Raw genomic sequence first — 24,122 nt, forward strand, 5'->3', positions numbered from 1 at the left:
TCCGAAACCCATCATCGACGCGCGCAAGGCAATGCTCGAGGAGACCGAGGACGAATATCGCCGCCTGCTCTATGTCGCGATGACACGCGCGGCCGACCGGCTGATCGTCGGCGGCTGCATGCCCGGCAACATGAACACGGTGCGAAGGCTGTGCTGGTACGACCTCGTCGACAAGGGGCTTACCGGTTCCGGCCTTGAGAGGCAGACGATCGAAACGCCGCTCGGCAAGGTGACCCGCTTTGCCCGTCCGGAGGACGTCGCGCCGCTCGGCACGCCTGCGGCTTCCGTGAACGAGACAATCGCGCTGCCAGACTGGCTGCGAAGCCCGGCGCCGAAAGAAATCCTCGATGACGATCCGGTGCGCCCCTCGGGCCAAGCCGCCGAGGGAGGCCGGGCTGTCCGGACGGGCGAATCGGTCCAGTCCCGGGCCCTTGCATTGCAGCGCGGCACGCTGGTGCACCGGCTGCTGCAATCCCTGCCCGACATCGCCACCGACCGCCGGCGCGAGGCCGCGCTCGGCTTCATGGCGCGCAACGCCGCGGACTGGCCGGAAGCCGACCGCGTGGCGCTGGCCGACAAAGTGCTCGCCTTGATCGCCGCGCCACGTTTTGCCGCTGTGTTCGCCGCCGGCAGCCGGGCGGAGGTCGCGATCGTCGGCCGGCTGGAGCGAGCCGGCCGGGCGCCGGCGCTGGTGTCGGGCCAGATCGACCGGCTGGTGGTGACCTCCGAGGAGGTCCTGATCGTCGACTTCAAGACCAACCAGACGGCGCCGAAGAGCGCCGGGGAGGCGCCGGCGGCTTATGTCCGCCAGCTCGCACTGTACCGGGCCGTGCTCTGCCAGCTTTATCCCCAAACGCCGATCAGGGCGGTCCTGCTCTGGACCGAGGCCCCTGAATATATGGAGATTTCCGCTCCCGCGCTGGACGCGGCGCTGGCATCCCTTCATGTCGGCGTGAGCGTCCTTGACCCGGCAAGGCGCCGTTCATAGGTTCACGGCATGATCTCGGGCGCGATTCCCGTCGCGCCCTTCTCTCATTGTGCGAGGTATCCCCATGGCCGTTGGTAAGGTTTCTGATTCGGATTTCGAAGCCGAAGTGCTCAAGGCGAACGGCCCGGTGGTCGTTGATTTCTGGGCCGAATGGTGCGGCCCCTGCCGCATGATCGCACCCGCGCTCGACGAGATCGCCGGCGCGATGGGCGACAAGGTCAAGATCGTCAAGCTCAACGTCGACGAGAGCCCGAAGACCGCATCGAAGTACGGCGTGATGTCGATCCCGACCCTGATGATCTTCAAGGGCGGCGAGATGGCCTCCCGCCAGGTCGGCGCGGCGCCGAAGGCGAAGCTCCAGCAGTGGATCACCGCTGCGGTCTGATCTCGCTTAGCTGACGATTATTTTCGACAACGGCCGGCGAAATGCCGGCCGTTTGGTATTGCCCGTAGCCCGGATGGAGCGAAGCATAATCCGGGGCCTTCATCGCTTGTGGCACGATCCGGGATTGCGCTCCGCTCCATCCGGGCTACGCAATCTCTATGCAGGAGGCGTGCCGTTGATCCCGAGCACATGGCCAGCAAGATAGAGCGAGCCGGTGATCAGAATGCGCGGCGGCACTTCATAGGCGAGCCGTGACAGCGCGCGCAGCGCTGCCTCGACGCCGGGCGCTGTCTCGACGCGCATGCCAAAACTGCGCGCAGCATCCGCAACACGGTCGACCGGCATGGCGTTCTCGGCCTCCGGGATCGGCACCGCGATGATGTGGCGGGTGAGGCCGGCGAAATTGGCCAGGAAGCCGTGCGCGTCCTTGTTGGCCATCATACCGGCGATCACGACCAAAGGACGCGACACCCGCTCCTCGAGATCGCCGAGCGCGGCGGCCGCGACGCGGCCACCCTCCGCATTATGTCCGCCATCGAGCCAGATCTCGGAGCCCTGCGGCCCCCAGCCGAGCAACGCACCGGAGGTGATCCGTTGCATCCGCGCCGGCCATTCGGCGCCGACGATACCGGCTTCGAACGCTGCATGATTGATCTTGAAGGCGCCAACTGCGCGCAGCGTTGCGATCGCAAGGCCGGCATTGTCGAACTGGTGACGGCCAAACAGGCGCGGCGCCGCAAGATCCATCAGGCCGCGATCGTCGGAATAGACCAGACGCCCGTGCTCGACATTGACGTGCCAGCTCTCGCCCGCAGCAAACAGCGGCGCGCGCATGCGCTTGGCCTGCGCCTCGATCACCGCCATCGCCTCGCCCGTCTGCTCGGCAGATATCACGGGTACGCCGCGCTTGATGATCCCCGCTTTCTCGCCGGCGATCGCGCTCAAGCTATCCCCGAGGAAATCCGTGTGGTCCATGCTGATCGGCGTGATCACGGAAGCTGCCGGCGTGTCGATCACGTTGGTCGAATCGAGCCGTCCGCCGAGGCCGACTTCGAGCAGCACCACATCGGCGGGATTTTGCGCAAACAGATGAAAGGCGGCCGCGGTCTTGAGTTCGAACACGGTCGCGGCTTCACCGGCATTGACGCGTTCGACCTCTTCAAACGCAGCACGCAATTCGTCGTCGTCGACCAGCACGCCGCCACCGACGCGGCCTAGCCGGACGCATTCGTTGATCCGGACCAGATAGGGCGAGGTATAGGCGTGGACGCGCAGGTTTGCTGCTTCGAGCGTCGCGCGGAGATAAGCGAGCGTCGAGCCCTTGCCGTTGGTGCCGGCGACGTGGATCACCGGCGGCAGCTCACGTTCGGGATGTCCGAGCCGCTCGAGCAGTCGGTGCATCCGCTCGAGCCCAAGATCAATGCGTTTCTGATGCAGGGCTGACAGCCGCCCGATCACGTCACCGAGCGACGGCTTTGCGCTATCGGCGGAGGCGTTCACGCGTGCGGTGCGGCCGGCGCCACGTCGGGGGCCGATACGATCTGCGCCGCGCTCGTCACCGGCTGCGCCGATTTCGACCCGCCGTCCAGCGCCGGCGACCTGGTCAGCAAACGGCAGAGCCGCGCCAGGGTGGGACGCAAATCATGGCGATGCACGACCATGTCGACCATGCCGTGCTCCTTCAGGTACTCAGCGCGCTGGAAACCTTCGGGGAGCTTTTCGCGGATGGTCTGCTCGATGACGCGGGCGCCGGCAAAGCCGATCAGCGCGCCGGGCTCGGCAATCTGCACGTCGCCGAGCATCGCATAAGACGCGGTGACGCCACCGGTGGTCGGGTTGGTCAGCACCACGATATAGGGCTGCTTCGCCTCGCGCAGCATCTGCACGGCGACGGTCGTGCGCGGCATCTGCATCAGCGACAAGATGCCTTCCTGCATGCGTGCGCCGCCCGAGGCTGCGAACACGATGAACGGCGACTTCTTTTCGACCGCGAGCTCGAGCCCGCGCACGATGGCTTCGCCCGCGGCCATGCCGAGCGAGCCGCCCATGAAGTCAAAGTCCTGCACGGCGATGACGACGGCGGCGCCTTCGAGCTTGCCGTAACCGACCTTGATCGCATCGTTCAGATTGGTGCGGGCGCGCGCATCCTTGATGCGGTCGGCATATTTCTTCTCGTCGCGAAATTTCAGTGGATCGGGAGCGACCTCCGGCAGAGCGACGTCGAACCAGGTCTCGTTGTCGAAGATCGACTTGAGTCGGGCCACCGCGCCCATGCGCATGTGATAGTTCGAGCCAGGAATGACGAACTGGTTGGCCTCGACATCCTTGTAGAACACGAGCTGCCCGGAATCCGGGCATTTGATCCACAAATTCTCCGGCGTCTCCCGCCGCAGCATGTTGCGGATCTTCGGCCGGACCACATTGGTGAGCCAGTTCATGGTTTGCTCCGATTAGCCATCCCGCAGGAATCGCCTGAAGAGATATATGGCGGCCGGGACTTCTCCCGGCAAGCCGCCGTGTGGTCCGCGTTAGAGCATGATCCGGAAAAGTGTGAAGCGGTTTTCCGACAAGATCATGCTCAAACAAAGAGCTAAAGCGCGATGACAATTCAAGCCAGTCTCATCGCGCTTTAGAAGCGGAATTATGACCTATTCCGCCGCCTGCTGCGCGCCCCGCACACCCTGGGCGAGGGATGCGGTCAGCTCGGCGACGGCGTTAACGGTTTTGCTGGTGGCCCGGCCTTCCGCATCGAGGCTGTTCTTGAGGGCATCGACCAGCGCAGTACCGACCACCGCGCCGTTGGCATGCGAGGCGATGGCGCGCGCGTTTTCCGGCGTTCGGATGCCAAAGCCGACGCAGACCGGCAGCTTTGTATGTCGCTTGATACGGGCGACCGCTTCGCTCACCGCCGTAGCGTCCGCAGCCGCCGCACCGGTGATGCCAGTGATGGCGACGTAGTAGACGAAGCCCGAGGTGTTGGCGAGCACCGCTGGCAGGCGCTTGTCGTCGGTCGTCGGCGTCGCCAGGCGGATGAAATTGAGGCCGGCCTTCATCGCGGGCAGGCAGAGTTCGTCGTCCTCCTCCGGCGGCAGGTCGACGATGATGAGGCCATCGACGCCGGCGGTCTTGGCATCGGAGAGGAACTTGTCGACGCCGTAGATGTAGATCGGATTGTAATAGCCCATCAGCACGATCGGCGTGGCATCGTCGTCCTTGCGGAAGCCGCGCACGAGCTCGAGCGTCTTCTTCAGCGTCATGCCAGCCTTGAGCGCGCGCAGCCCGGCCGCCTGGATCGACGGACCATCGGCCATCGGATCTGTGAAGGGCATGCCGAGCTCGATCACGTCGGCGCCGGCCTTCGGCAACGCCTTGATGATATCGAGCGACGTCGCCGGATCGGGATCGCCGGCCATCACGAAAGTTACGAAGGCCGAACGGCCCTGCTTCTTCAGCTCGGCAAAACGGGTGTCGATACGCGTGGTCACTTGGTCTTGCCCCTCAGGATGTCGCCGACCTGCGGGACGTCCTTGTCGCCGCGGCCGGAAAGGTTGACGACCATCAGGTGATCCCTGGGCCGCTTCGGCGCGATCTCCATCACCTTGGCGATGGCATGTGCTGGCTCGAGCGCCGGGATGATGCCTTCGAGCCGCGACAGCAGCTGGAATGCTGCGAGCGCCTCGTCGTCGGTCGCGGAGAGATAGTTGACGCGGCCGATCTCGTGCAGCCAGGAATGTTCGGGACCGATGCCGGGATAGTCGAGACCAGCCGAGATCGAGTGCGCGTCCTGGATCTGGCCATCCTCGTTCATCAGGAGATAGGTACGGTTGCCGTGCAGCACCCCGGGACGGCCGCCCGCGATCGAGGCCGCATGCAATTGCGTGAGCCCGTGGCCCGCAGCCTCGACACCGAAGATCTCGACCGAGGGATCATCGAGGAAAGGATGGAACAGGCCCATGGCATTGGAGCCGCCGCCGATGCAGGCGACGAGCGAATCCGGCAGCCGGCCTTCGACCTCCTGCATCTGCGCCCTGGTCTCGTTGCCAATGATCGACTGGAAGTCGCGCACCAGCGTCGGATAGGGATGGGGACCGGCCACCGTGCCGATGCAATAGAAGGTGTTGTGCACGTTGGTGACCCAGTCGCGCAGCGCCTCGTTCATGGCGTCCTTGAGCGTGCGCGTGCCCGACTGCACCGGAAACACCTTTGCGCCCAGCATCTCCATGCGGATCACGTTGGGCTGCTGCCGCTCGACGTCGACGGCGCCCATATAGACCACGCATTCGAGACCGAACCGCGCACACAGCGTCGCGGTGGCAACGCCGTGCTGGCCGGCACCGGTCTCGGCGATGATGCGCTTCTTGCCCATGCGCCGCGCCAGCATGATCTGGCCGAGCACGTTGTTCACCTTGTGCGAGCCGGTGTGGTTCAGCTCCTCGCGCTTCAGATAGATTTTTGCGCCGCCGAGATGCTCGGTCAGGCGCTCGGCGAAATAGAGCGGCGAGGGCCGGCCGACATAGTTCTTGAGATAGCCGTTCATCTCGGCCTGGAAGGCCGGATCGGCCTTGGCCGCGTTGTACGCCTTCTCCAGATCGAGGATCAGCGGCATCAGGGTTTCGGCAACGAAGCGCCCGCCGAAGATACCGAAATGACCGCGCTCGTCCGGACCGCTGCGATAGGAGTTTGGTTTGGCGATGTTCATCGTACGCTCAACTCTTGGGTGGCGCGCGCAGCGCGAATAAAGGCTCTGATCATCTCCGGGTCCTTCACGCCGGGAGCGCTCTCGACACCAGAGGAGACGTCGACGCCGCCGGCGCCGGTGAGGCGAAGGGCCTCCGTGACGTTCTGGGCATGCAACCCGCCCGAGACCATATAGGGCAGCTTCAGATCGAGGTTTTCCAACAGGTGCCAGTCGAAGGGCGCGCCCAGTCCGCCCGGCCGTGTTGCGTCCTTCGGCGGACGGGCATCGAACAGTATGCGGTCGGCAACCGCGGCGTAGCCGGGCAGCACCGCGAGATCGGCCGCCGTCTCGATTGGAAGCGCCTTCATCACCGGACGGCCGAACTTCTGCTTGATGTCGCGCAGTCGCGCGATGCTCTCCTTGCCGTGGAGCTGAAGGATGTCCGGCGACAGCGCGTCCATGATGTTGTCGAGCGTCGCGTCGTCGGCATCCACCGTGAGCGCGACCTTGAGCGCGCGCTTCTTGACCTGCCGACCGAGATCGCGCCCGATTTCCAGCGACAGATGCCGTGGCGAGGGTGGAAAGAACACAAACCCCACCATGTCGGCGCCGGCGTCGAGCGCGACGTCGAGCGTCTCGCGCGTGGACAGGCCGCAGATTTTGACGAGCAGGGACATGGTTTCAAAGCGCGTGGAGGCGGCGAGGCCGCGGCCGGAAAAACGGGGATTTCGATGCGGCGCTTCTACAACGTCGCGCGCTGCTTGTCTCGTCCGACGGGGCCGTAAAGGCCGGCGCCGGCGGGGACCGGCAGACGCTGCGGATCGGGCCGCGAGGCAGCCGTGGAGGCCCTTAAGTCAGCCAGTTCGGACCTTGCCGAGCGCGCATCGGCCTCGTGCCGGCGCGCCGCACGACGCCAGTGCCGCTGGCCGAACCAGACGGCGCAGCCGCCGGTCAGCACCCCAAGGACAGCCACCAGGATCAGGAGCAGGAATAGCGGCAGGGCAATTCTCAGCGCCGGATCGGCCGAATTGAACGGGTCGAAGGAGACCGTTACCAGATGATGGTTGGCGACGGCGAAGTCCACGAGCAGCAAGGCCACCGGAATCACGATCAACGCGGTCAGGAATTTTCGCATCTCGATCGCTCGCCTTGAATCATGCTTGTGGCCGCAACAGGCGGCCACGCCGGTAAACCTGGGCGTCGGCCCTAGTCCGGCCCGCCAGGGTCCGGATGGTCCCGGTTCAGCCGCTCGCGCATTTCCTTGCCCGTTTTGAAGAACGGGACGCTCTTCTGGTCGACGGGCACATGGGCGCCGGTGCGCGGATTGCGACCTGCGCGCGCGGGGCGGTGCTTCACCGAGAAAGCACCAAAACCGCGCAGCTCGACCCGATCCCCGCGCGCGAGCGCTGCGACGATCTCCTCGAGGATCGCATTCACAATGTTCTCGACATCCCGCTGGTAAAGATGCGGGTTGTGCTCGGCGATACGCTGAACAAGTTCGGATTTGATCATCGAGAGATAGGACCCGGAAGCGTGCGGATGACCATTTCCGTGAAAATACCTTGATCTGTCAAGACGCTAAATCAAGCTTGGACAGCGCTAAAGTGCGTGACAAAGGCCTGAAAGGCGGTCTGTCACAATACAAGCCGAACGGGAAAACCCTCTCGGCCTCGCCCGGTTCCCGGTTAATTTGACGCGGCGGGCTCCCATAGCGCGAGCATTCCGTCCAAACCGATCCGATCAACCGCCTGCGTGACTCCGCTGCGCTCGATCTGGTGCGCCAGCGAGCTCAAACCGATGGCTTCGAGCGTGACGGTGGCCGCCGACTTGAGGAATGGCAGATCGCCAAAGCGAGGCTGCAACTTGTAGTCGCGGACCGGCAGGTCCTTCTTGACGCCCTTCTGCTCGACGAGCCAGGTCACCGCAGTTTTCTCGTCGCCGAGCTGGTCGATCAGCTTCAGCTCGATCGCCTGCCGGCCGGTGAAGACGCGGCCATCGGCGACCTTCTCGAGCTGCGAATCATCCATGCCGCGGCGCTCCTTCACCAGTCCCCTGAACCAGGCGTAGGAATCCTTCACCAGCGCATCGAGCGCGGCGCGCGCTTCGGGGCTGGTGGGCTCGAAACCGTTCGGCGCTGCCTTCAGCGGCGAAGATTTAACCTCCTCGACCTTGACGCCGATGGTCTTCAGGAGATCGGTGACGTTCGGAAACTGGAACAAGACGCCGATCGAGCCGACGAGCGAGCTCTGCTGTGCAATGATGTGGTCGGCCGCGATCGCGGTGATGTAGCCACCGGAAGCGGCAAGCCCCTCGACCACCACGACGAGCGGCTTCTTCGCCTTCAGTCGCATCAGCGAATCATAGAGCTGCTCGGAGCCCGCGGTGGTGCCGCCCGGCGAATTGATGTGAACGATGACGGCGGCCGCGCGCGAATTCTCCAGCCGCTCCAGCGCCTGGGTGCGCTCGGAATCGCTGCGGATCAGGCCATCGATCTGAACGCGCGCGATCGAACCGGCGGACGCGAATGTGCCGCCTGTGCCCCGCGTTGCGACCAGCGCAAAGCCTGCAATCGCCGCGATCGCGATCAGCGCGGTAGCGACGCGCCAGAAGGTCAGCTTGCGACGGATCCGGCGGCGATCGACGATGATGTCCGAATCGAGCGACATCGAAAAATCTCCAAAATGTGGGCTCACGCCTTTTGCAGTCGCAGCGTGACCATCGGCTTATCTGGATACATCAATTGCGACGCAATTTGAAGAATTGAAGGCTGGTAACCACGTAGCCCGGATGGAGCGAAGCGTAATCCGGGATTAGCTCGCCGCGCAAAGATACCCGGATTTCGCTGCGCTCCATCCGGGCTACGGGCGCGAAAAAGCCCCGGCGAAATGCCGGGGCTTTGATGCTTTGCGAAACAAGCGTACCGCTTACTTGTTCTCGCCGCGGTTCTTGAGCGCGGTGCCGAGGATGTCACCGAGCGTCGCACCCGAATCGGAGGAGCCGTACTGCGCGATGGCCTCCTTCTCCTCGGCGACTTCGAGCGCCTTGATCGACACCTGGACCTTGCGGGCCTTCTTGTCGAACTGGATGACGCGGGCATCGACCTTCTCGCCGACGGCGAAGCGTTCGGCGCGCTGGTCGTTGCGGTCACGGGCAAGCTCGGAGCGCTTGATGAAGGTGGTGAAGTCGGTACCGGCGATCTTCACTTCGATACCGGCTTCCTTCACTTCGAGCACTTCGCAGGTCACGACCGCGCCCTTCTTGACATCGCCCGGCTCGGCGAATGGGTCGCCTTCGAGCTGCTTGATGCCGAGCGAGATACGCTCCTTCTCGACGTCCACATCGAGCACCACGGCCTTAACCACGTCGCCCTTCTTGTAGTTGTCGATCACCTGCTCGCCCGGAAGCTTCCAGTCGAGATCGGAGAGATGGACCATGCCGTCGACGTCGCCCTCGAGACCCAGGAACAGGCCGAACTCGGTCTTGTTCTTGACCTCGCCCTCGACCACCGAACCGGTCGGATGCTTCTCGACGAAGACCTCCCAGGGGTTGCGCATGGTCTGCTTGAGGCCGAGCGAGATACGGCGCTTGACGGAGTCGACTTCCAGCACCTGCACTTCGACTTCCTGCGAGGTCGAGACGATCTTGCCGGGATGCATGTTCTTCTTGGTCCACGACATCTCGGAGACGTGGATCAGGCCTTCGATGCCCGGCTCGAGTTCGACGAACGCGCCGTAGTCGGTGATGTTGGTGACGCGGCCGGTGAAGCGGGCACCCAGCGGGTACTTGGCTTCGATGCCCTGCCACGGATCGTCCAAGAGCTGCTTCATGCCCAGCGAGATGCGGTGCGTCTCGTGGTTGATCTTGATGATCTTGACCTTCACGGTCTGGCCGATCGAGAGCACCTCGGTCGGGTGGTTGACGCGGCGCCATGCGATGTCGGTGACGTGCAGGAGGCCGTCGATGCCGCCGAGATCAACGAACGCACCGTAATCGGTGATGTTCTTGACCACGCCGTCGATGACCTGACCCTCTTCGAGGTTCTGCACCAGCTCCTGACGCTGCTCGGCGCGGGTCTCTTCCAGCACCGTGCGGCGGGAGACGACGATATTGCCGCGGCGGCGATCCATCTTGAGGATCTGGAACGGCTGCGAGTTGTTCATCAGCGGCGCAACGTCACGGATCGGACGGATGTCCACCTGCGAGCGCGGCAGGAACGCCACGGCGCCGTCGAGGTCGACGGTGAAGCCGCCCTTGACCTGGTTGAAGATGACGCCGTTGACCTTTTCGTTGTTCTGGAACGCCTTCTCGAGCTTGCCCCAGCTCTCTTCGCGGCGCGCCTTGTCGCGCGACAGCACGGCCTCGCCGAGGGCGTTCTCGATGCGATCGAGGAACACTTCCACCTCGTCGCCGACCTTGAGATCGCTTTCACGGCCGGGGCCGGAAAATTCGCGCAGCGCGACGCGGCCCTCGGTCTTCAGGCCGACGTCGATGACGGCCATGTCCTTTTCAATTGCAACAACCTTGCCCTTGACGACGGAGCTTTCCTGCAGATTGCCACCTGCGAAGGACTCGTCGAGCATCGCGGCGAAATCGTCGCGCGAGGGGCTGTAGGTATTAGCGGAAGTCGAAGCCATTTGTTCTCCAGTTGCGGACGTCTTGCCGGCCGTTGGGTTTATGGGCGTATCGCGCGCGCAGTGTCGGAAGGTCCGCAAAACCTTCGAGCGACCGCTCGTTGCCTCGGGTCTTGACCGAGAACAGCAAGAGCGGGCCGGCGAGAGCCCGCGCGTTCGATACGTTGAATTGTTTCCGGAGCCTGAAATCGTCGCCGGTCCCAAAACGGGGATCGGAATATCGACCTTCAAGAACGGGAGCGGGCTCTTCCTCCAATGACGACCGCGGCTTAAACCCGCGGACGGCCCGCTCGGACGGCCTCGATAATGTCGATGGCGGCCCGGACGCCGCCTTCTATATCCAGTTGGGAGTTATCTAGCAAGTAAGCATCGGGGGCCGGCTTCAAGGGCGCGATCGGCCGATTCTGGTCGCGTTCGTCGCGCGCGATGATGTCGGCGAGCACGGCCGCTTCGTCGGCCTCCTCGCCCCTTGCCCTGGCCTCCATGGTACGGCGGCGGGCGCGGACCTTGGGATCAGCGACGACGAAGATCTTCACGTCGGCATCGGGGCAGATCACGGTTCCAATATCGCGCCCGTCGAGCACCGCGCCGGGCGGGTCGGCGGCGAATTGCCGCTGAAAATTGACCAGGACCTCGCGAACCCTGGGAATCGCGGAGACCACGGAGGCGGCCTCGCCGATCTGCTGGGTCTTCAGGACGGGATTGCCGAATTTTTCCGGATCAAGCTCCAACGCCACCGCAACGGCGGCAGCCTCGTCACGCAGGTCGGCGCCCGCCTGTATCAGCGCATGGGCCACCGCGCGGTAGATCACGCCGGTATCGAGGTGACGGTAACCATAATGATGCGCGAGGCGCTTGCCGAGCGTGCCCTTGCCAGAGGCCGCGGGGCCGTCGATGGCGATGATCATGAAAAATCGGCCCCCAGCGAACGCATCATCGGAATGAAGTCGGGAAAGCTGGTGGCGATGAAGGCGGTGTCGTCGACCTTGACCGGCTGATCGGACGCGCAGCCCATCACCAGCGCCGACATTGCAATCCGGTGATCCATATGGGTGGCGACGAGTCCGCCGCCGGGCACGTGCCCCCTGCCCTCGACGATCAGATCGTCGCCGGAAATCTCGACCTTCACGCCGTTGACGCGCAGCATGTCGGCGGTCGCCGCCAGCCGATCGGATTCCTTGACGCGCAGCTCGTGCAGGCCGCGCATGATGGTCGTGCCTTCGGCGAAGGACGCCGCCACCGCGAGCACCAGATATTCATCGATCATCGACGGCGCGCGCTCCGGCGGCACCTCGACGCCGCGGAGTTTTGAGGCGCGCACGCGCAAGCTCGCCATGGGCTCACCGGCATCGCCGCGGACCTCGCTCTCCTCGATCGAGCCGCCCATTTCGCGGAGCGTGGTGAAGAGCCCGGTGCGCAGCGGATTGGTCATGACGTCGGACAGCACGACGTCGGAGCCTTCGGCGATCAGCGCAGCAACGACCGGAAAGGCCGCCGAGGAAGGATCGGCGGGTACCACGACAGCGGCGCCGTGCAGCTCGCCCTGACCGACCAGCGCGATGCGGCGGCCATGCCGGCCCTCCGCTACCGACGTGATATCGGCGCCGAAATGCTTCAGCATCAGCTCGGTGTGGTCGCGGCTCGCCTCGCTCTCGATGACGGTCGTTGTTCCCGGCGCAGCCAGGCCCGCCAGCAGCACCGCCGACTTGATCTGGGCGGAGGCCACCGGGGTCTTATAGGTAATCGGAAGGGGATCGCGTGCGCCCTGGAGCGTCAGCGGAAGACGGCCGCCCTCGCGCTCGGCGATCACTTTGGCCCCCATCTTCTCCAAGGGGTCCACGATGCGCCGCATGGGGCGGGTGCGGAGCGAGGCGTCGCCGTCAAACACCGCCGAGATCGGGCAGCCTGCGACCGCTCCCATCACCAGCCGGCAGCCGGTCCCCGAGTTCCCGAAATCCAGGGGCGCCTTGGGCTGGGCAAATCCGGCCACCCCGACCCCGCGCACGCGCCAGGCAAAATCCCCGGTGCGCTCGACCGTGGCGCCGAGCGCCTGCATGGACTTGGCGGTATTGAGGACGTCCTCGCCCTCGAGGAGGCCGGTGATCCGGGTCTCGCCGACCGACAGGGCACCCAGGATGAGCGAGCGGTGAGAAATCGACTTGTCCCCGGGTACCCGGACTTTGCCGGTCAGGGCGCCGCTGGCGCGCGACTGGAGCGGCCTGGGTTGGTCGGAATGCGTCAAGATTGTGTCCTTGAATGCCCTCAGGTGGATCTTGAATGCTCCTTGGGGCTCGCGGGCGCAGGTACCACATGGTCAGCCCGCCGTCACGGGCATGTCTTTCTTCCGCAATGCGCTATTGACAGCGGGCCGCCAACTAGCCAAGTGAAACACCGCTTTTCAGACATTCCCAGGATTCCTGCCGTGGCCAAGTCCGAACTCGGAACCAAACGCATTTGCCCGACCACGGGCAAGAAGTTCTATGACCTCAACAAGAATCCGGTGATCTCGCCCTATACCGGTGAGGTGGTGCCGATTGCGCCGCTGGCGCCGGCGCGCCCGACCCGCGGCGCCGAAGCGCGCAGCATGGCCCCGGACACCGCGCCCGAACCGGTCGAGACCGAGGAAATGGTCTCCCTCGAGGAGGCCGATGCCGAGGAGAACACCGGCAAGGTCAAGGCCGTCGTGCCGGAATCCGAGGACGACATCGAGGTGGACGAGACCCTCGAGGACGACGATGACGATGATTCGACCTTCATCGCCGACGACGAAGAGGGCGATGAGGACGTAACCGACATCATTGGTGATGTCGGAGGTGATGAAGAGACTTGAGATCAGACCTGATCTGTGATCAACGGTGCTGCCGCGCGAGTCACCTTTTACGGCTCGCCGGCCGAGAGTGATCCCCCAGGATCACCCCAACCGCAGGACTAACGGGGCCATAGCTCAGCTGGGAGAGCGCTTGCATGGCATGCAAGAGGTCGGCGGTTCGATCCCGCCTGGCTCCACCAGCCTTCGCTCGCTTCGCGAGCTACGGCTCGGCAAGCCCGGGAAGTCCCTCGTAGCGAAGTGAGCGAAGGCTGCCTCGCCATAGCCCGAAGGGCGACGGCGGGCTTAATCCACAATCACTCCTATTCGCGAGCTACGGCTCGGCAAGCCAGCTCCGCTCCATCTTAGCGAGGCTGCCGCGGCGTAGCCCGAAGGGCGAAGCCGGGCCTCGGCAAAATCTCGTCCTGAGATACTATCTACCCACTGCGTAGAGCGGGGGACAGGATGAAGCACGTCTACATTCTCGAAAGCCTCGATTCCGAACATTTCTACATCGGCATCACCGACGATTTGCGAGCCCGGCTCTCAAAGCACAACGCCGGCGAAGTGCCCCACACGTCAAAGTATGGCCCTTGGCGCATTAAGACCTACATCGCTTTCAGCGATGAGGCGCAGGCGATTGCGTTCGAGAAATATCTCAAATCGGCTTCGGGCCGCGCGTTTGCGAAGAAGCGCCTTTGAGGGCAGGTGACGCTCGCGCGGAGAGTTCGAGAGGACGGGGCTTACCGTTGGAAGAGCCCCCCTACTCCCCAATCACCGCATTCAGCCGGTCGCGTAGCGCGACGATCTCGTTTTTCATCGCGACCAATTCAGGCACCGTGCAATCAGATGCCGCCAGGATCGACTGCGGCACGCTGCGCGCCTTGTCCTTCAACGCCTGCCCCTGCGCCGTCAGCGCGATCAGCACCTGGCGCTCATCCTCGGTCGAGCGCGTTCGCTTGACGAGCTGCGCGGCCTCGAGGCGCTTGAGGAGCGGCGTGAGCGTGCCGGAATCCAGAAACAGCCGCTCGCCGATGTCCTTCACCGGCACGCCGTCGCGTTCCCACAGCACCAGCATCACCAGATATTGCGGATAGGTCAGCCCGAGCCGGTCGAGCAGCGGCTTGTAGACGCGGTTGAAGGCGTGCGCGGCGGAATAGACCGCAAAGCAGATCTGGTTATCGAGCCGCAGCGGCTGGTCAGCGGCCAGTTGTTTCCGAGCCATGGGAAACCTCAACGGAAAACCTCACGAGATTCGCTTCGACATTCTGGGGCGGAGCGGCGGCACATTCAATTGCGAACAATTAAATGTGAGGCCGCGCAATTTATATTGCACACAATCTAATTGTCTGCAATATGTGGCTCACCCCAACCGGAAACCAGGGAGACCCAAGATGTCCGTGAATGTCCTCTACAAGACCAGCGCCAAGGCCACTGGCGGCCGCGACGGCCATGCCGCGACCCTCGACGGCGCGCTGGACGTGAAGCTGACCACCCCGAAGGAGCTCGGCGGCGGAGGCGGGGCGGGCAACAATCCCGAGCAGCTGTTTGCGGCCGGCTATGCCGCCTGCTTCATCGGCGCCATGAAGTTCGTGGCCTCCCAGGGCGGACCGAAGGTTCCCGCCGACACCTCGGTGACCTCGACGGTCGGCATCGGCCCGCGCTCGGAAGGCGGCTTCGGCCTCGACATCGATCTCGTCGTTTCGCTGCCCGGTGTTCCCCGTGCGGAGGCCGAGGCGCTGGTCGAGAAGGCCCATCAGGTTTGCCCGTACTCCAATGCGACCCGTGGCAACGTCGACGTCCGCCTGAAGGTTGCGTAAAGCCAAACGCGGGCTGGCTGGCCCGAGATCCCCCTCGCGCCAGCCACTTGCGCCTTGATATGCCGCGCCACGGGATTGGCCGCGGCAGCGCATGCGGCCCTACGCCAGGAGCCATTGCCGGCTCTCGCGAACCTCGCTAGGCCTGTGATCGAACAGAGATCAGCGAGCCGAAACGAAGGTTGGCGTCATGACTTCCGAAGCCGCATCCGGTGCGATGAGTGGACTGCGCGTGATCGATCTTACGCGCGTGCTCGGCGGCCCCTATTGCACGCAGATTCTCGCCGACCACGGCGCCGACGTGATCAAGGTCGAGCCGCCCGCGGGCGATGAGGTGCGCGAGTGGGGACCTCCCTTCCATGAGGAGGACGCGGCATATTTCCTCGGCATCAACCGTAACAAGCGCTCGATTGGCTTGGATCTCGCCTCCGAGGGCGGCCGCCTCGTGCTGCTCAAGATGCTGGAGAGCGCCGACGTCCTGATCGAGAATTTCAAGCCCGGCACGCTGGAGAAATGGGGCATTGGCAACGAGGTGCTGCGCGAAAAATTCCCGCGCCTCGTGCATTGCCGGATCTGCGGCTTCGGCGCCGACGGCCCGCGCGGCGGCAATCCCGGCTATGACGCCATCATCCAGGCGATGACCGGCATGATCGCGGCGACCGGTTCAAAGGAAAGCGGGCCGATGCGGATCGGCGTGCCGCTCGTCGACATCACGACCGGACTCTATGCCGCGATCGGCATCTTGATGGCGTTGTCGGAACGGCAGCGCTCAGGGCTTGGGCAATTCCTCGAGACCACGCTGTACGAGACAGGTCTTGCGATCATGCACCCGCATACCGCAAATTACTTCATGCACGGCAAGCCCCCTGGCCTGACCGGCAACGAGCATCCCAATCTCGTGCCCTATGCGATCTTCCCGACCAAAACCGACGACATCTTCATCGGCGTCGGCAATGACGGCACGTTCCGCAAACTGGCCAGGGAGATCGGCAAGCCCGAGCTCGGCACCGATCCGCGCTTTGCCCGCAACAAGGACCGCATCGCCAATCGCGAGGCGCTGCGCGCCGAGCTTGCCGCCGTGTTCCGCCAGCACGAGGCCGAGCCGCTGTGCGATCGCCTGCTCGCCGCAGGACTGCCCGCAGGCCCCGTGCAGAAGATCGACCAGGCGTTGAACAATCCCCATACAATCTACCGCGGCGATATTATCGAGAAGGACTGGTACAAGGGCGTCGCCTCGCCGATCCGGCTCGATCGCAGCAAACCGAGCCTGCGCCGCGTGCCGCCGAAATTCAGCCAGCATGCCACTGAAGTGCTCGGCGAGTTCGGATATTCCAGCGCCGAGATCGACGCGATGGTCGCGAACGGCGTGGTCTGCGGGCCCGAGCGCAAGCGCTAGGATCGCGGCGAGCAACATCCCCCTCGTCGATGCCGCACTGCGGCGCGCCCCACGACGGTGCGCCGCGAACGGCGTGCCTTGCGAAGGCACCTTCGCCTAATTTCCGGCTTCCCTTTTGCGGCGCTTGCCGCTTTCGTTTCGGCCGCTTACACAGTCACGTGAACGTCATACGGCGCTGCTAGCGCAAGCGCACTTTGATGACGGCCCAAGGGAGGTTTTCTTAATGGCTCTTCGACAATTCGCTGCGGCTGCCACCATTGCCGCCACGTTCGGCTTTGCCGCCACGCCGGCGCTGGCCGTGACCGAAATTCAGTGGTGGCACGCGATGACGGGCGCAAACAACGACGTCATCGTCAAGCTCGCCAACGACTTCAACGCGTCGCAGAGCGACTACAAAGTCATTCCGACCTACAAGGGCAACTACGCCGACACGATGAACGCCGGCATCGCGGCCTTCCGCGCCGGCAACGCGCCGCACATCATGCAGGTGTTCGAGGTTGGCACCGCGACCATGATGGCCGCGACCGGCGCCGTCAAACCGGTCTACAAGCTGATGGCCGAGACCGGCGAGAAGTTCGATCCCAAGGCCTACCTGCCCGCGATCACCGGCTACTATTCGACGTCGAAGGGCGAGATGCTGTCCTTCCCCTTCAATTCGTCGTCCACCGTCATGTGGGTGAACCTCGACGAGCTGAAGAAGGCCAACGTCGAGATCCCCAAGACCTGGCCCGAGGTCTTCGAGGCCGCCAAGAAGCTGCACGCCAATGGCCATCCCACTTGCGGCTTCTCCGGGTCCTGGGTGACCTGGGTCAATCTCGAGCAGCTCTCGGCCTGGCACAACGTGCCGCTCGCCAGCAAGGCCAACGGTCTTGACGGCTTCGACACCAAGCTGGAATTCAACGGACCGCTCCAGGTCAAGCACCTCGAAAACCTGATCGAGCTGCAGAAGGACAAGACCTACGACTATGCCGGCCGCACCAACACCGGCGAAGGCCGCTTCACCTCGGGTGAGTGCGCCATCTACCTGACCTCGTCGGCCTTCTTCGGCAACGTCAAGGCGCAGGCCAAGTTCAACTTCAACGCGGTGCCGATGCCTTACTATCCGGACGTCAAGGGCGCGCCGCAGAACTCGATCATCGGCGGCGCCTCGCTCTGGGTCATGGGCGGCAAGTCGGCCGACGAATACAAGGGCGTCGCGAAATTCCTGACCTTCCTCTCGGACACCGATCGCCAGGTCTACATCCACAAGGCCTCCGGCTACCTGCCGATCACCAAGGCAGCCTATGAGAAGGCAAAGGCCGAGGGCTTCTACAAGGATCAGCCCTATCTCGAGACCCCGCTGCTCGAGCTGACCAACAAGGAGCCGACCGAGAACTCCCGCGGCCTGCGCCTCGGCAACATGGTTCAGCTCCGTGACGTCTGGTCGGAAGAGATCGAGCAGGCGCTGGCCGGCAAGAAGACCGCCAAGCAGGCGCTGGATGCCGCCGTCGAGCGTGGCAACACGATGCTGCGACAGTTCGAAAAGACCGTCGTCAAGTGAGGCAATGAGCGGCAGGCCGCGGATGCGTGGCCTGCCGCTCTGCTGACGTCATGCAGAAGCAATCGATTTTCCAATCAAGGCTATTGCCGTTCGCGCTGGTTGCACCGCAGCTCGCGATCGTCCTGATCTTTTTCTACTGGCCCGCCGCACAGGCGGTGATCCAGTCCTTCCTGCTCCAGGACGCCTTCGGTCTTTCGACCAGCTTCGTCTGGTTCGACAACTACATCGAGCTCTTCAAGGAGCCCGCCTATTTCGAGGCGATCGTCCGCACCTTCTTCTTCTCGTTCGCCATCGCCATCTCCTCGCTGTCGCTGGCGCTGCTGCTCGCCGTGATGGCGGACAAGCCAATGCGCGGCGGCACGATCTATCGCACGCTGCTGATCTGGCCCTATGCGGTGGCTCCCCCGGTCGTCGGCGTGCTCTGGATCTTCATGCTGCACCCCTCGCTCGGTGTACTCTCGCGCTACCTGCGCGACATGGGCGTCGACTGGAATCCGCTGCTCGACGGCAACCAGGCCGCGCTGCTGGTCATTCTCGCGGCCGCCTGGAAGCAGGTCTCCTACAATTTCCTGTTCTTCCTCGCCGGGCTTCAGGCTATCCCGAAGAGCGTGCACGAGGCCGCTGCGATCGACGGCGCCCGTCCGATGCGGCGGTTCTGGACCGTGACCTTCCCGCTGCTGTCGCCGACCATCTTCTTCTTGCTGGTCGTCAACATCGTCTACGCGTTCTTCGACACCTTCGGCATCATCGACACCATGACTCGCGGCGGTCCGGGAACATCGACGGTAACGCTGGTCTACAAGGTCTACACTGACGGCCTGCTCGGCGGAAACCTCGGCAGCTCCGCGGCGCAATCGGTCATCCTGATGGTCATCGTCATCGTGCTGACGGGAATCCAGTTCCGCTTCGTCGAACGCAAGGTGACCTACTGATGGTCGAGCAAGAGGGCATCCGCCGCTACGTCGCCCATATCATCCTGTGGATCGGCATCGCGATCGTCGCATTCCCCGTCTACATCGCGATCGTGGCCTCGACCCAGGACAACGCGCTGATCGCCAATGGTCAGATGTCGCTCTTGCCCGGCGGGCACTTCCTCGAGGTCTACTACCAGACGATTTTCGTCGGCACGAGCGGATCGACCCGCGAGCCCGTCGGCAACATGATGCTCAACTCGCTCGTCATGGCGATGCTGATCGCGGTCGGCAAGATCGCGATCTCGATCATCTCGGCCTATGCGATCGTGTATTTTCGCTTTCCGTTCCGGATGCCGATCTTCTGGATCATCTTCATCACCCTGATGCTGCCGGTCGAGGTGCGCATCTATCCGACCTACAAGATCGTCGCCGACCTGCACATGCTGGACAGCTATGCCGGGCTGTCGCTGCCGCTGATCGCGTCGGCCACCGCGACGCTGCTGTTCCGCCAGTTCTTCATGACGGTGCCGGACGAGCTCCTGGAGGCCTCGCGGATCGACGGCGCCGGACCTCTGCGATTCTTCTGGGATACGCTGCTGCCGCTGTCGCGCACCAACATGGCGGCGCTGTTCGTGATCCTCTTCATCCTCGGCTGGAATCAGTATCTCTGGCCGCTGTTGATCACGACCCGCGATGACATGCAGACAATTCAGGTCGGCATCCGCAAGATGATGACCACCAACGACGCGCTCACCGAATGGCCCATCGTGATGGCAACCGCAGTGCTCGCGATGCTGCCGCCGGTTTTCGTCGTCGTGGTGATGCAGAAACTGTTCGTACGCGGCCTGGTCGAGACTGAGAAGTAGATTTTTGGAAGTGTTTTTTCATGGCTAACGTCACCCTGCGCAACGTCCGCAAGACCTATCAAGGTGGCTTCGAGGCCATCAAAGGCGTCAACGTCGATGTCGGCGACGGCCAGTTCTGCGTGCTGGTCGGCCCAAGCGGCTGCGGCAAGTCGACGCTGCTCCGCATGGTCGCGGGGCTCGAGACCGTCAGCGGCGGCGAGATCGACATCGGCGGCCGCGTCGTCAACCAGATCGAGCCCGCCGACCGCGACATCGCGATGGTGTTCCAGAACTACGCGCTCTATCCGCACATGAGCGTCTACAACAACATGGCCTATGGCCTGCGCAATCGCGGCATGGCGGAAGCCGAGATCAGGACCCGCGTCGAGGAAGCCGCGCGCGTGCTCGAGCTCGCACCCATGCTCGAGCGCAAACCGCGCCAGCTCTCCGGCGGCCAGCGCCAGCGCGTCGCGATGGGCCGCGCCATCGTGCGGCAGCCAAAAGTGTTCCTGTTCGACGAGCCGCTGTCCAATCTCGATGCCAAGCTGCGCATCGCGATGCGGGTCGAGATCCGCAAATTGCAGCGCCGGCTGAACACCACGTCGATCTACGTCACCCACGACCAGCTCGAGGCGATGACGCTGGCCGATATCCTCGTCGTGATGAACGGCGGTCAGGTCGAGCAGATCGGCAATCCGCTCGCGATCTACGAGAAACCGGCAACGACGTTCGTCGCGTCCTTCATCGGCGCACCGCCGATGAACCTGATGTCGACGCGGCCGGACGAGATCAGGACGCAGCTCGGAGGCGGGCGAGTGGCGGAAGCCGGCATCCTCGGCATCCGCCCGGAGGACTTCGTCATCACCGGCCAGATGCCGGCCGGCGGCGTGGCACTTGGCCTCACCGTGGAAGCAATCGAGCGGGTCGGCGCCGAAACCTTCGTCTACGGCTCGCGCCAGCAGGACGAACAGCAGGTCTCAGCGACGCCCGGCGAGCTGCCGCCCGGCGAGGTCATCGTCCGCATTCCCGGAACCGAGGCACCCGCGATCGGCCAGAAGATCCGCGTCGCTGCTAGCCGCGAAAAGCTGCATCTGTTCAGTGGCGACGGCCGCAAGCGGATCGAGGCCTGAGGCTTTCCGTCAAGGGCCGTTAAAAATATCGAAAACAACCCCATGCAAAGTAGCCGGCATGGGACTTGGTCATTCCGGAGCTCGCGTCAGCGAGAACCCGGAATCTCGCGCCACAATCTCTGGATTCCGGGTTCGGCGCTACCCGCCGCCCCGGAACGACGAATTCACAGCCCCCCGCTAGGTGCTTGAACGCGCATGGGGATATGCCCATATTGGGTCACAAGGGGTGCCATTCCGGGCCCTGAAACGTCAAAGTCGCTTTCGGCGAGGACTTTGTAAACTATGTCTCGTGTTCCCACGTTATCCAGTCCGTTCCTTCTGGGGTTCGACGAGATCGAGCGCGTGCTCGATCGGGTCGTCAAAGGCGCCGACGGGTACCCTCCCTACAATATCGAGAGGTGCGACCGGTCGGACGGCCAGCCCGAGCGCCTACGGATCACGTTGGCGGTCGCCGGTTTTACCCGCGACCAACTCGATGTAACCATTGAGGAAAACCAGCTCGTGATCCGCGGGCGTCAGCAGGACGACAAGACCCGGCAATACATCCATCGCGGCATCGCCGCGCGCCACTTCCAGCGCACCTTCGTGCTGGCAGAGGGGATGCTGGTGCTGGGTGCGGATCTGAAGAACGGGCTGTTGTCGATCGATCTTGCCCGGCCGGAACCGGAAAGGATCGTTAAGACAATCGCTATCAATGAGCACGAATAATGGAACGAGTAGCGGACTCGACCGCTTAGTTTCGAGAGAGGAGTCGAGACCATGAGTAACGGTCACGTTGCATTCGAATACGAAGCCAACAACGTCTCACCGGAGACGCTGGCAACCCTCGGCGAGGGCCACATCGCCTATGTGAAGCAGATCCGCTCGGAGGACGTGCCCGACCTGTTTCCCGAGGCGCCCAAGATTGCGCCAGGCCTCAAACTCTTCGCGCTCCACGCCGCCGACGGCACGCCGATCATGTTGACCGACAGCCGGGAAGCCGCGATCGCCAATGCCTGGAGCAACGAGTTGCAGGCGGTGAGCGTGCACTGAGCGCTGACGCGCTTCACAGATGAATTCCAAGCGGGCATGCCTTCATGCGAGGCCATGCCCGCTTTCTTTTTGAGGGGCGCGAAGCGCGAAGAATTTCAGCCGAATCAATGGACGATCCCCCCGTCGCCGCGTAGCGCGACGCGCGGAGGTTTCATCCTTCGCAACTTGTGATTTTGGCTAAAAAGGGTCTGGCCCTGCCCTGAATCGAGCCATGGACCGGAGACATACATACTTTATGCGTGAGCCGACCGGCTTCACGCCGCACGCACGGTCGTGAGGAACCTGTCGACCTCCACCTTGAGCCGGTTGCCGTCGGATGACAACGACTGCGCAGCTGAAAAAAGCTGAGACGACGCAGATCCAGTCTCGGACGCGCCACGCTGGACATCAATGATGTTCGACGACACCTGTTGGGTGCCCTGTGCTGCCTGCTGGACGTTACGAGAAATCTCGCGCGTCGCCGCTCCTTGCTCCTCCACGGCGGCAGCGATTGCAGAAGAGATCTCCGACAGCCGTTCGATCGTGCTCGAGATATCCTTGATCGCGACCACCGATTCATGCGTTGCGGCCTGGATACCGGATATCTGCTGGCCGATTTCTCCGGTCGCCTTTGCAGTCTGCTCGGCGAGTGCCTTCACCTCGGAGGCCACGACTGCAAAACCACGGCCGGCTTCGCCGGCGCGCGCCGCTTCAATGGTCGCGTTAAGGGCAAGCAGGTTGGTCTGACCTGCAATCGTATTGATGAGCTCGACCACATCGCCGATCCGCGCAGCCGCCTTCGAGAGCTCGCTCACGCGTTCGGTCGTGGAACGGGCCTGGCCGACCGCCTCGCCGGCCATCCGCGCTGATTCCTGCACCCGTCGGCCAATCTCACCGACTGAGGTGGACAGCTCCTCGGTGGCCGAGGCTACCGATTGCACGTTGGTGGAGGCCTGTTCTGACGCCGCTGCCACCGACGTTGCGAGCTGTTGAGAGCGGTCCGCACCCATCGTCAAGGTGCTGGCGGATGCCTCGAGTTCGGTCGAAGCCGACGACACGGTCTTGACGATTTCTCCAACGGCCGCCTCGAAGCCGTCGGCGAGACGGTGCATGTCGGCCTTGCGCTGCGCGTCGGCCTGCTCCTTGGTCGCTTCCTGCTCCCGTCGCATGCGCTCGACTTCCAACGCATTGATCTTGAACACCTCGACCGTCTTGGCCATTTCGCCGACCTCGTCGTGTCGCTTCAGGCCTGGCACATCGTGCTTCAAATCGCCGTTTGCGAACGCTTCCATGACCGTCTTCAACAGATCGATCGGCCGCGCCAGCCCTTTGACGCCGATGAACATCGCGAGGGCAAGGCCAACCACGAGCCCGGCGCCGAGTATCGCGAAGGTCAGATAGATCGTGCTCCAGGTCCTCACCGTCAGCTCATCCGAGCCCTGGTTCGACAAGTTCAACAAGGCGGCCACGAGCTTGCCCTGCTCCTCGGCCGCGACGTCGATCGCGCTTTCGCATTCGGCTCGCATCTGCACGGCCGCCTTGGCATTGTCCTCCGACGTCGTGGCCGCCGCCGCCTTGAGGGATGGCTGACAGGCCACGAACGCCTTTTCGAACTTCGCTACTACCGGTCCGATCAGGGCGGATTGCTCCGGAAGATTCTTGGCGACCGTCGCCATTAGCGTAGCGTACTCCTCACGCGCCTTTTGGGCGGCGGCAAGCGCGCGCTGATTGCCTTCGTCAGTCGTTTCCGACAGCAGCTTGTAGGCATAGGCCACATAGGTCATGCCCCAGCGCGAAGCGCGTGCCGAGAGGGTCGCCGAATTGCTGACGTTATCGATCAGCGTCGAATAGTTGCTGTCGATGGCCAGCATCCGTGTCGCTGCGAAACCGACCGCGCCTACGGACAGGATCGCCAGCAGGGAGATAATCAGAACGATCTTGGAAGAGATGCGAACATTGTTGAGCCAGGACATGCCTTCCT

Annotated in this window: 25 protein-coding genes and 1 tRNA gene; 13 read left to right on the plus strand and 13 right to left on the minus strand. The window is 63.7% G+C overall.

What is annotated here, in order from left to right:
* A partial coding sequence (locus tag Q3C01_RS06345; RefSeq protein WP_458144477.1) for a PD-(D/E)XK nuclease family protein occupies positions 1-988 on the plus strand: 988 nt, incomplete at its 5' end.
* 64 nt (positions 989-1,052) lie between these two features.
* Entirely contained in the window at positions 1,053-1,373 is a 321-nt protein-coding gene (gene trxA, locus Q3C01_RS06350; protein WP_027528295.1) for a thioredoxin, read from the plus strand.
* A 156-nt stretch (positions 1,374-1,529) separates the two neighbouring features.
* Here the strand turns inward: trxA and Q3C01_RS06355 are convergent, their stop codons facing one another.
* From Q3C01_RS06355 to aroA, 11 genes are all read right to left on the minus strand, one after another.
* Entirely contained in the window at positions 1,530-2,873 is a 1,344-nt protein-coding gene (locus tag Q3C01_RS06355) for a bifunctional folylpolyglutamate synthase/dihydrofolate synthase (RefSeq protein ID WP_458144478.1), read from the minus strand.
* Positions 2,870-3,811 (minus strand): acetyl-CoA carboxylase, carboxyltransferase subunit beta, encoded by a 942-nt coding sequence (accD, locus tag Q3C01_RS06360; RefSeq protein WP_458144479.1) that lies wholly within the window; start codon positions 3,809-3,811, stop codon positions 2,870-2,872. Before accD ends, Q3C01_RS06355 begins: the two co-directional genes overlap by 4 nt.
* A 210-nt stretch (positions 3,812-4,021) precedes the next feature.
* The gene (gene trpA / locus Q3C01_RS06365; protein ID WP_458144480.1) at positions 4,022-4,858 is read right to left on the minus strand and encodes a tryptophan synthase subunit alpha; all 837 of its coding nucleotides are present in this window, start codon (positions 4,856-4,858) and stop codon (positions 4,022-4,024) included.
* Positions 4,855-6,072: a tryptophan synthase subunit beta gene (gene trpB, locus Q3C01_RS06370; RefSeq protein ID WP_458144481.1), complete on the minus strand. Its 1,218-nt coding sequence runs from the start codon at positions 6,070-6,072 to the stop codon at positions 4,855-4,857. Before trpB ends, trpA begins: the two co-directional genes overlap by 4 nt.
* Positions 6,069-6,728, minus strand: a complete 660-nt coding sequence (locus tag Q3C01_RS06375; protein ID WP_458144482.1) for a phosphoribosylanthranilate isomerase — start codon at positions 6,726-6,728, stop codon at positions 6,069-6,071. The genes trpB and Q3C01_RS06375 overlap by 4 nt, the downstream gene beginning before the upstream one ends.
* Positions 6,729-6,793: 65 nt before the next feature.
* Complete coding sequence (locus Q3C01_RS06380) at positions 6,794-7,186, minus strand: DUF1049 domain-containing protein (RefSeq protein ID WP_458144483.1); 393 nt, start codon at positions 7,184-7,186, stop codon at positions 6,794-6,796.
* 71 nt (positions 7,187-7,257) lie between these two features.
* Positions 7,258-7,563 (minus strand): integration host factor subunit beta, encoded by a 306-nt coding sequence (locus tag Q3C01_RS06385; RefSeq protein ID WP_027528287.1) that lies wholly within the window; start codon positions 7,561-7,563, stop codon positions 7,258-7,260.
* A gap of 173 nt (positions 7,564-7,736) precedes the next feature.
* Positions 7,737-8,717, minus strand: coding sequence for a signal peptide peptidase SppA (gene sppA / locus Q3C01_RS06390; protein WP_458144484.1), 981 nt, complete (start codon positions 8,715-8,717; stop codon positions 7,737-7,739).
* Between the two features lie 258 nt (positions 8,718-8,975).
* A complete protein-coding gene (gene rpsA, locus Q3C01_RS06395) occupies positions 8,976-10,685 on the minus strand; it encodes a 30S ribosomal protein S1 (protein WP_254101372.1) in 1,710 nt (569 codons plus the stop codon).
* A gap of 266 nt (positions 10,686-10,951) precedes the next feature.
* Positions 10,952-11,590 carry a (d)CMP kinase gene (cmk, locus tag Q3C01_RS06400; protein ID WP_458144485.1) on the minus strand — a complete coding sequence of 213 codons (639 nt, stop codon included), beginning with the start codon at positions 11,588-11,590 and terminating at the stop codon, positions 10,952-10,954.
* Positions 11,587-12,924, minus strand: a complete 1,338-nt coding sequence (gene aroA / locus Q3C01_RS06405) for a 3-phosphoshikimate 1-carboxyvinyltransferase (protein WP_458144486.1) — start codon at positions 12,922-12,924, stop codon at positions 11,587-11,589. Before aroA ends, cmk begins: the two co-directional genes overlap by 4 nt.
* Positions 12,925-13,104: 180 nt before the next feature.
* On the opposite strand from aroA, the gene Q3C01_RS06410 reads away from it, so the two are divergent.
* From Q3C01_RS06410 to Q3C01_RS06420, 3 genes are all read left to right on the plus strand, one after another.
* On the plus strand, positions 13,105-13,512 hold the full coding sequence (locus Q3C01_RS06410; protein WP_458144487.1) for a TIGR02300 family protein: 408 nt from the start codon (positions 13,105-13,107) through the stop codon (positions 13,510-13,512).
* 103 nt (positions 13,513-13,615) lie between these two features.
* Positions 13,616-13,691 (plus strand) — tRNA-Ala (locus Q3C01_RS06415).
* A gap of 262 nt (positions 13,692-13,953) precedes the next feature.
* Entirely contained in the window at positions 13,954-14,190 is a 237-nt protein-coding gene (locus Q3C01_RS06420; protein WP_458144488.1) for a GIY-YIG nuclease family protein, read from the plus strand.
* Between the two features lie 61 nt (positions 14,191-14,251).
* Here Q3C01_RS06420 and Q3C01_RS06425 read toward each other — a convergent pair whose 3' ends face one another.
* Positions 14,252-14,713, minus strand: coding sequence for a MarR family winged helix-turn-helix transcriptional regulator (locus Q3C01_RS06425; protein WP_458144489.1), 462 nt, complete (start codon positions 14,711-14,713; stop codon positions 14,252-14,254).
* Between the two features lie 169 nt (positions 14,714-14,882).
* Between Q3C01_RS06425 and Q3C01_RS06430 the strand changes: the two genes are divergently transcribed.
* The 8 genes from Q3C01_RS06430 (at position 14,883) to Q3C01_RS06465 (ending at position 22,162) form a co-directional block, all read left to right on the plus strand.
* Entirely contained in the window at positions 14,883-15,308 is a 426-nt protein-coding gene (locus Q3C01_RS06430) for an organic hydroperoxide resistance protein (RefSeq protein WP_458144490.1), read from the plus strand.
* Positions 15,309-15,495: 187 nt separating this feature from the next.
* Entirely contained in the window at positions 15,496-16,701 is a 1,206-nt protein-coding gene (locus Q3C01_RS06435; RefSeq protein WP_458144491.1) for a CaiB/BaiF CoA transferase family protein, read from the plus strand.
* Positions 16,702-16,924: 223 nt separating this feature from the next.
* Positions 16,925-18,241, plus strand: coding sequence for a sn-glycerol-3-phosphate ABC transporter substrate-binding protein UgpB (ugpB, locus tag Q3C01_RS06440; protein ID WP_458144492.1), 1,317 nt, complete (start codon positions 16,925-16,927; stop codon positions 18,239-18,241).
* Between the two features lie 50 nt (positions 18,242-18,291).
* Entirely contained in the window at positions 18,292-19,173 is an 882-nt protein-coding gene (ugpA, locus tag Q3C01_RS06445; RefSeq protein WP_458144493.1) for a sn-glycerol-3-phosphate ABC transporter permease UgpA, read from the plus strand.
* Positions 19,173-20,021 (plus strand): sn-glycerol-3-phosphate ABC transporter permease UgpE, encoded by an 849-nt coding sequence (gene ugpE, locus Q3C01_RS06450; protein ID WP_458144494.1) that lies wholly within the window; start codon positions 19,173-19,175, stop codon positions 20,019-20,021. Before ugpA ends, ugpE begins: the two co-directional genes overlap by 1 nt.
* 20 nt (positions 20,022-20,041) lie before the next feature.
* Positions 20,042-21,130, plus strand: coding sequence for a sn-glycerol-3-phosphate import ATP-binding protein UgpC (locus Q3C01_RS06455; protein WP_458144495.1), 1,089 nt, complete (start codon positions 20,042-20,044; stop codon positions 21,128-21,130).
* Positions 21,131-21,412: 282 nt separating this feature from the next.
* Entirely contained in the window at positions 21,413-21,838 is a 426-nt protein-coding gene (locus tag Q3C01_RS06460; protein ID WP_011083554.1) for an Hsp20 family protein, read from the plus strand.
* Between the two features lie 51 nt (positions 21,839-21,889).
* Complete coding sequence (locus Q3C01_RS06465; RefSeq protein ID WP_027528273.1) at positions 21,890-22,162, plus strand: BQ00720 family protein; 273 nt, start codon at positions 21,890-21,892, stop codon at positions 22,160-22,162.
* Between the two features lie 254 nt (positions 22,163-22,416).
* Here the strand turns inward: Q3C01_RS06465 and Q3C01_RS06470 are convergent, their stop codons facing one another.
* Positions 22,417-24,114, minus strand: coding sequence for a methyl-accepting chemotaxis protein (locus Q3C01_RS06470; protein WP_458144496.1), 1,698 nt, complete (start codon positions 24,112-24,114; stop codon positions 22,417-22,419).
* Positions 24,115-24,122: the final 8 nt, after the last annotated feature.

The organism is Bradyrhizobium sp. UFLA05-109 (assembly GCF_054185165.1).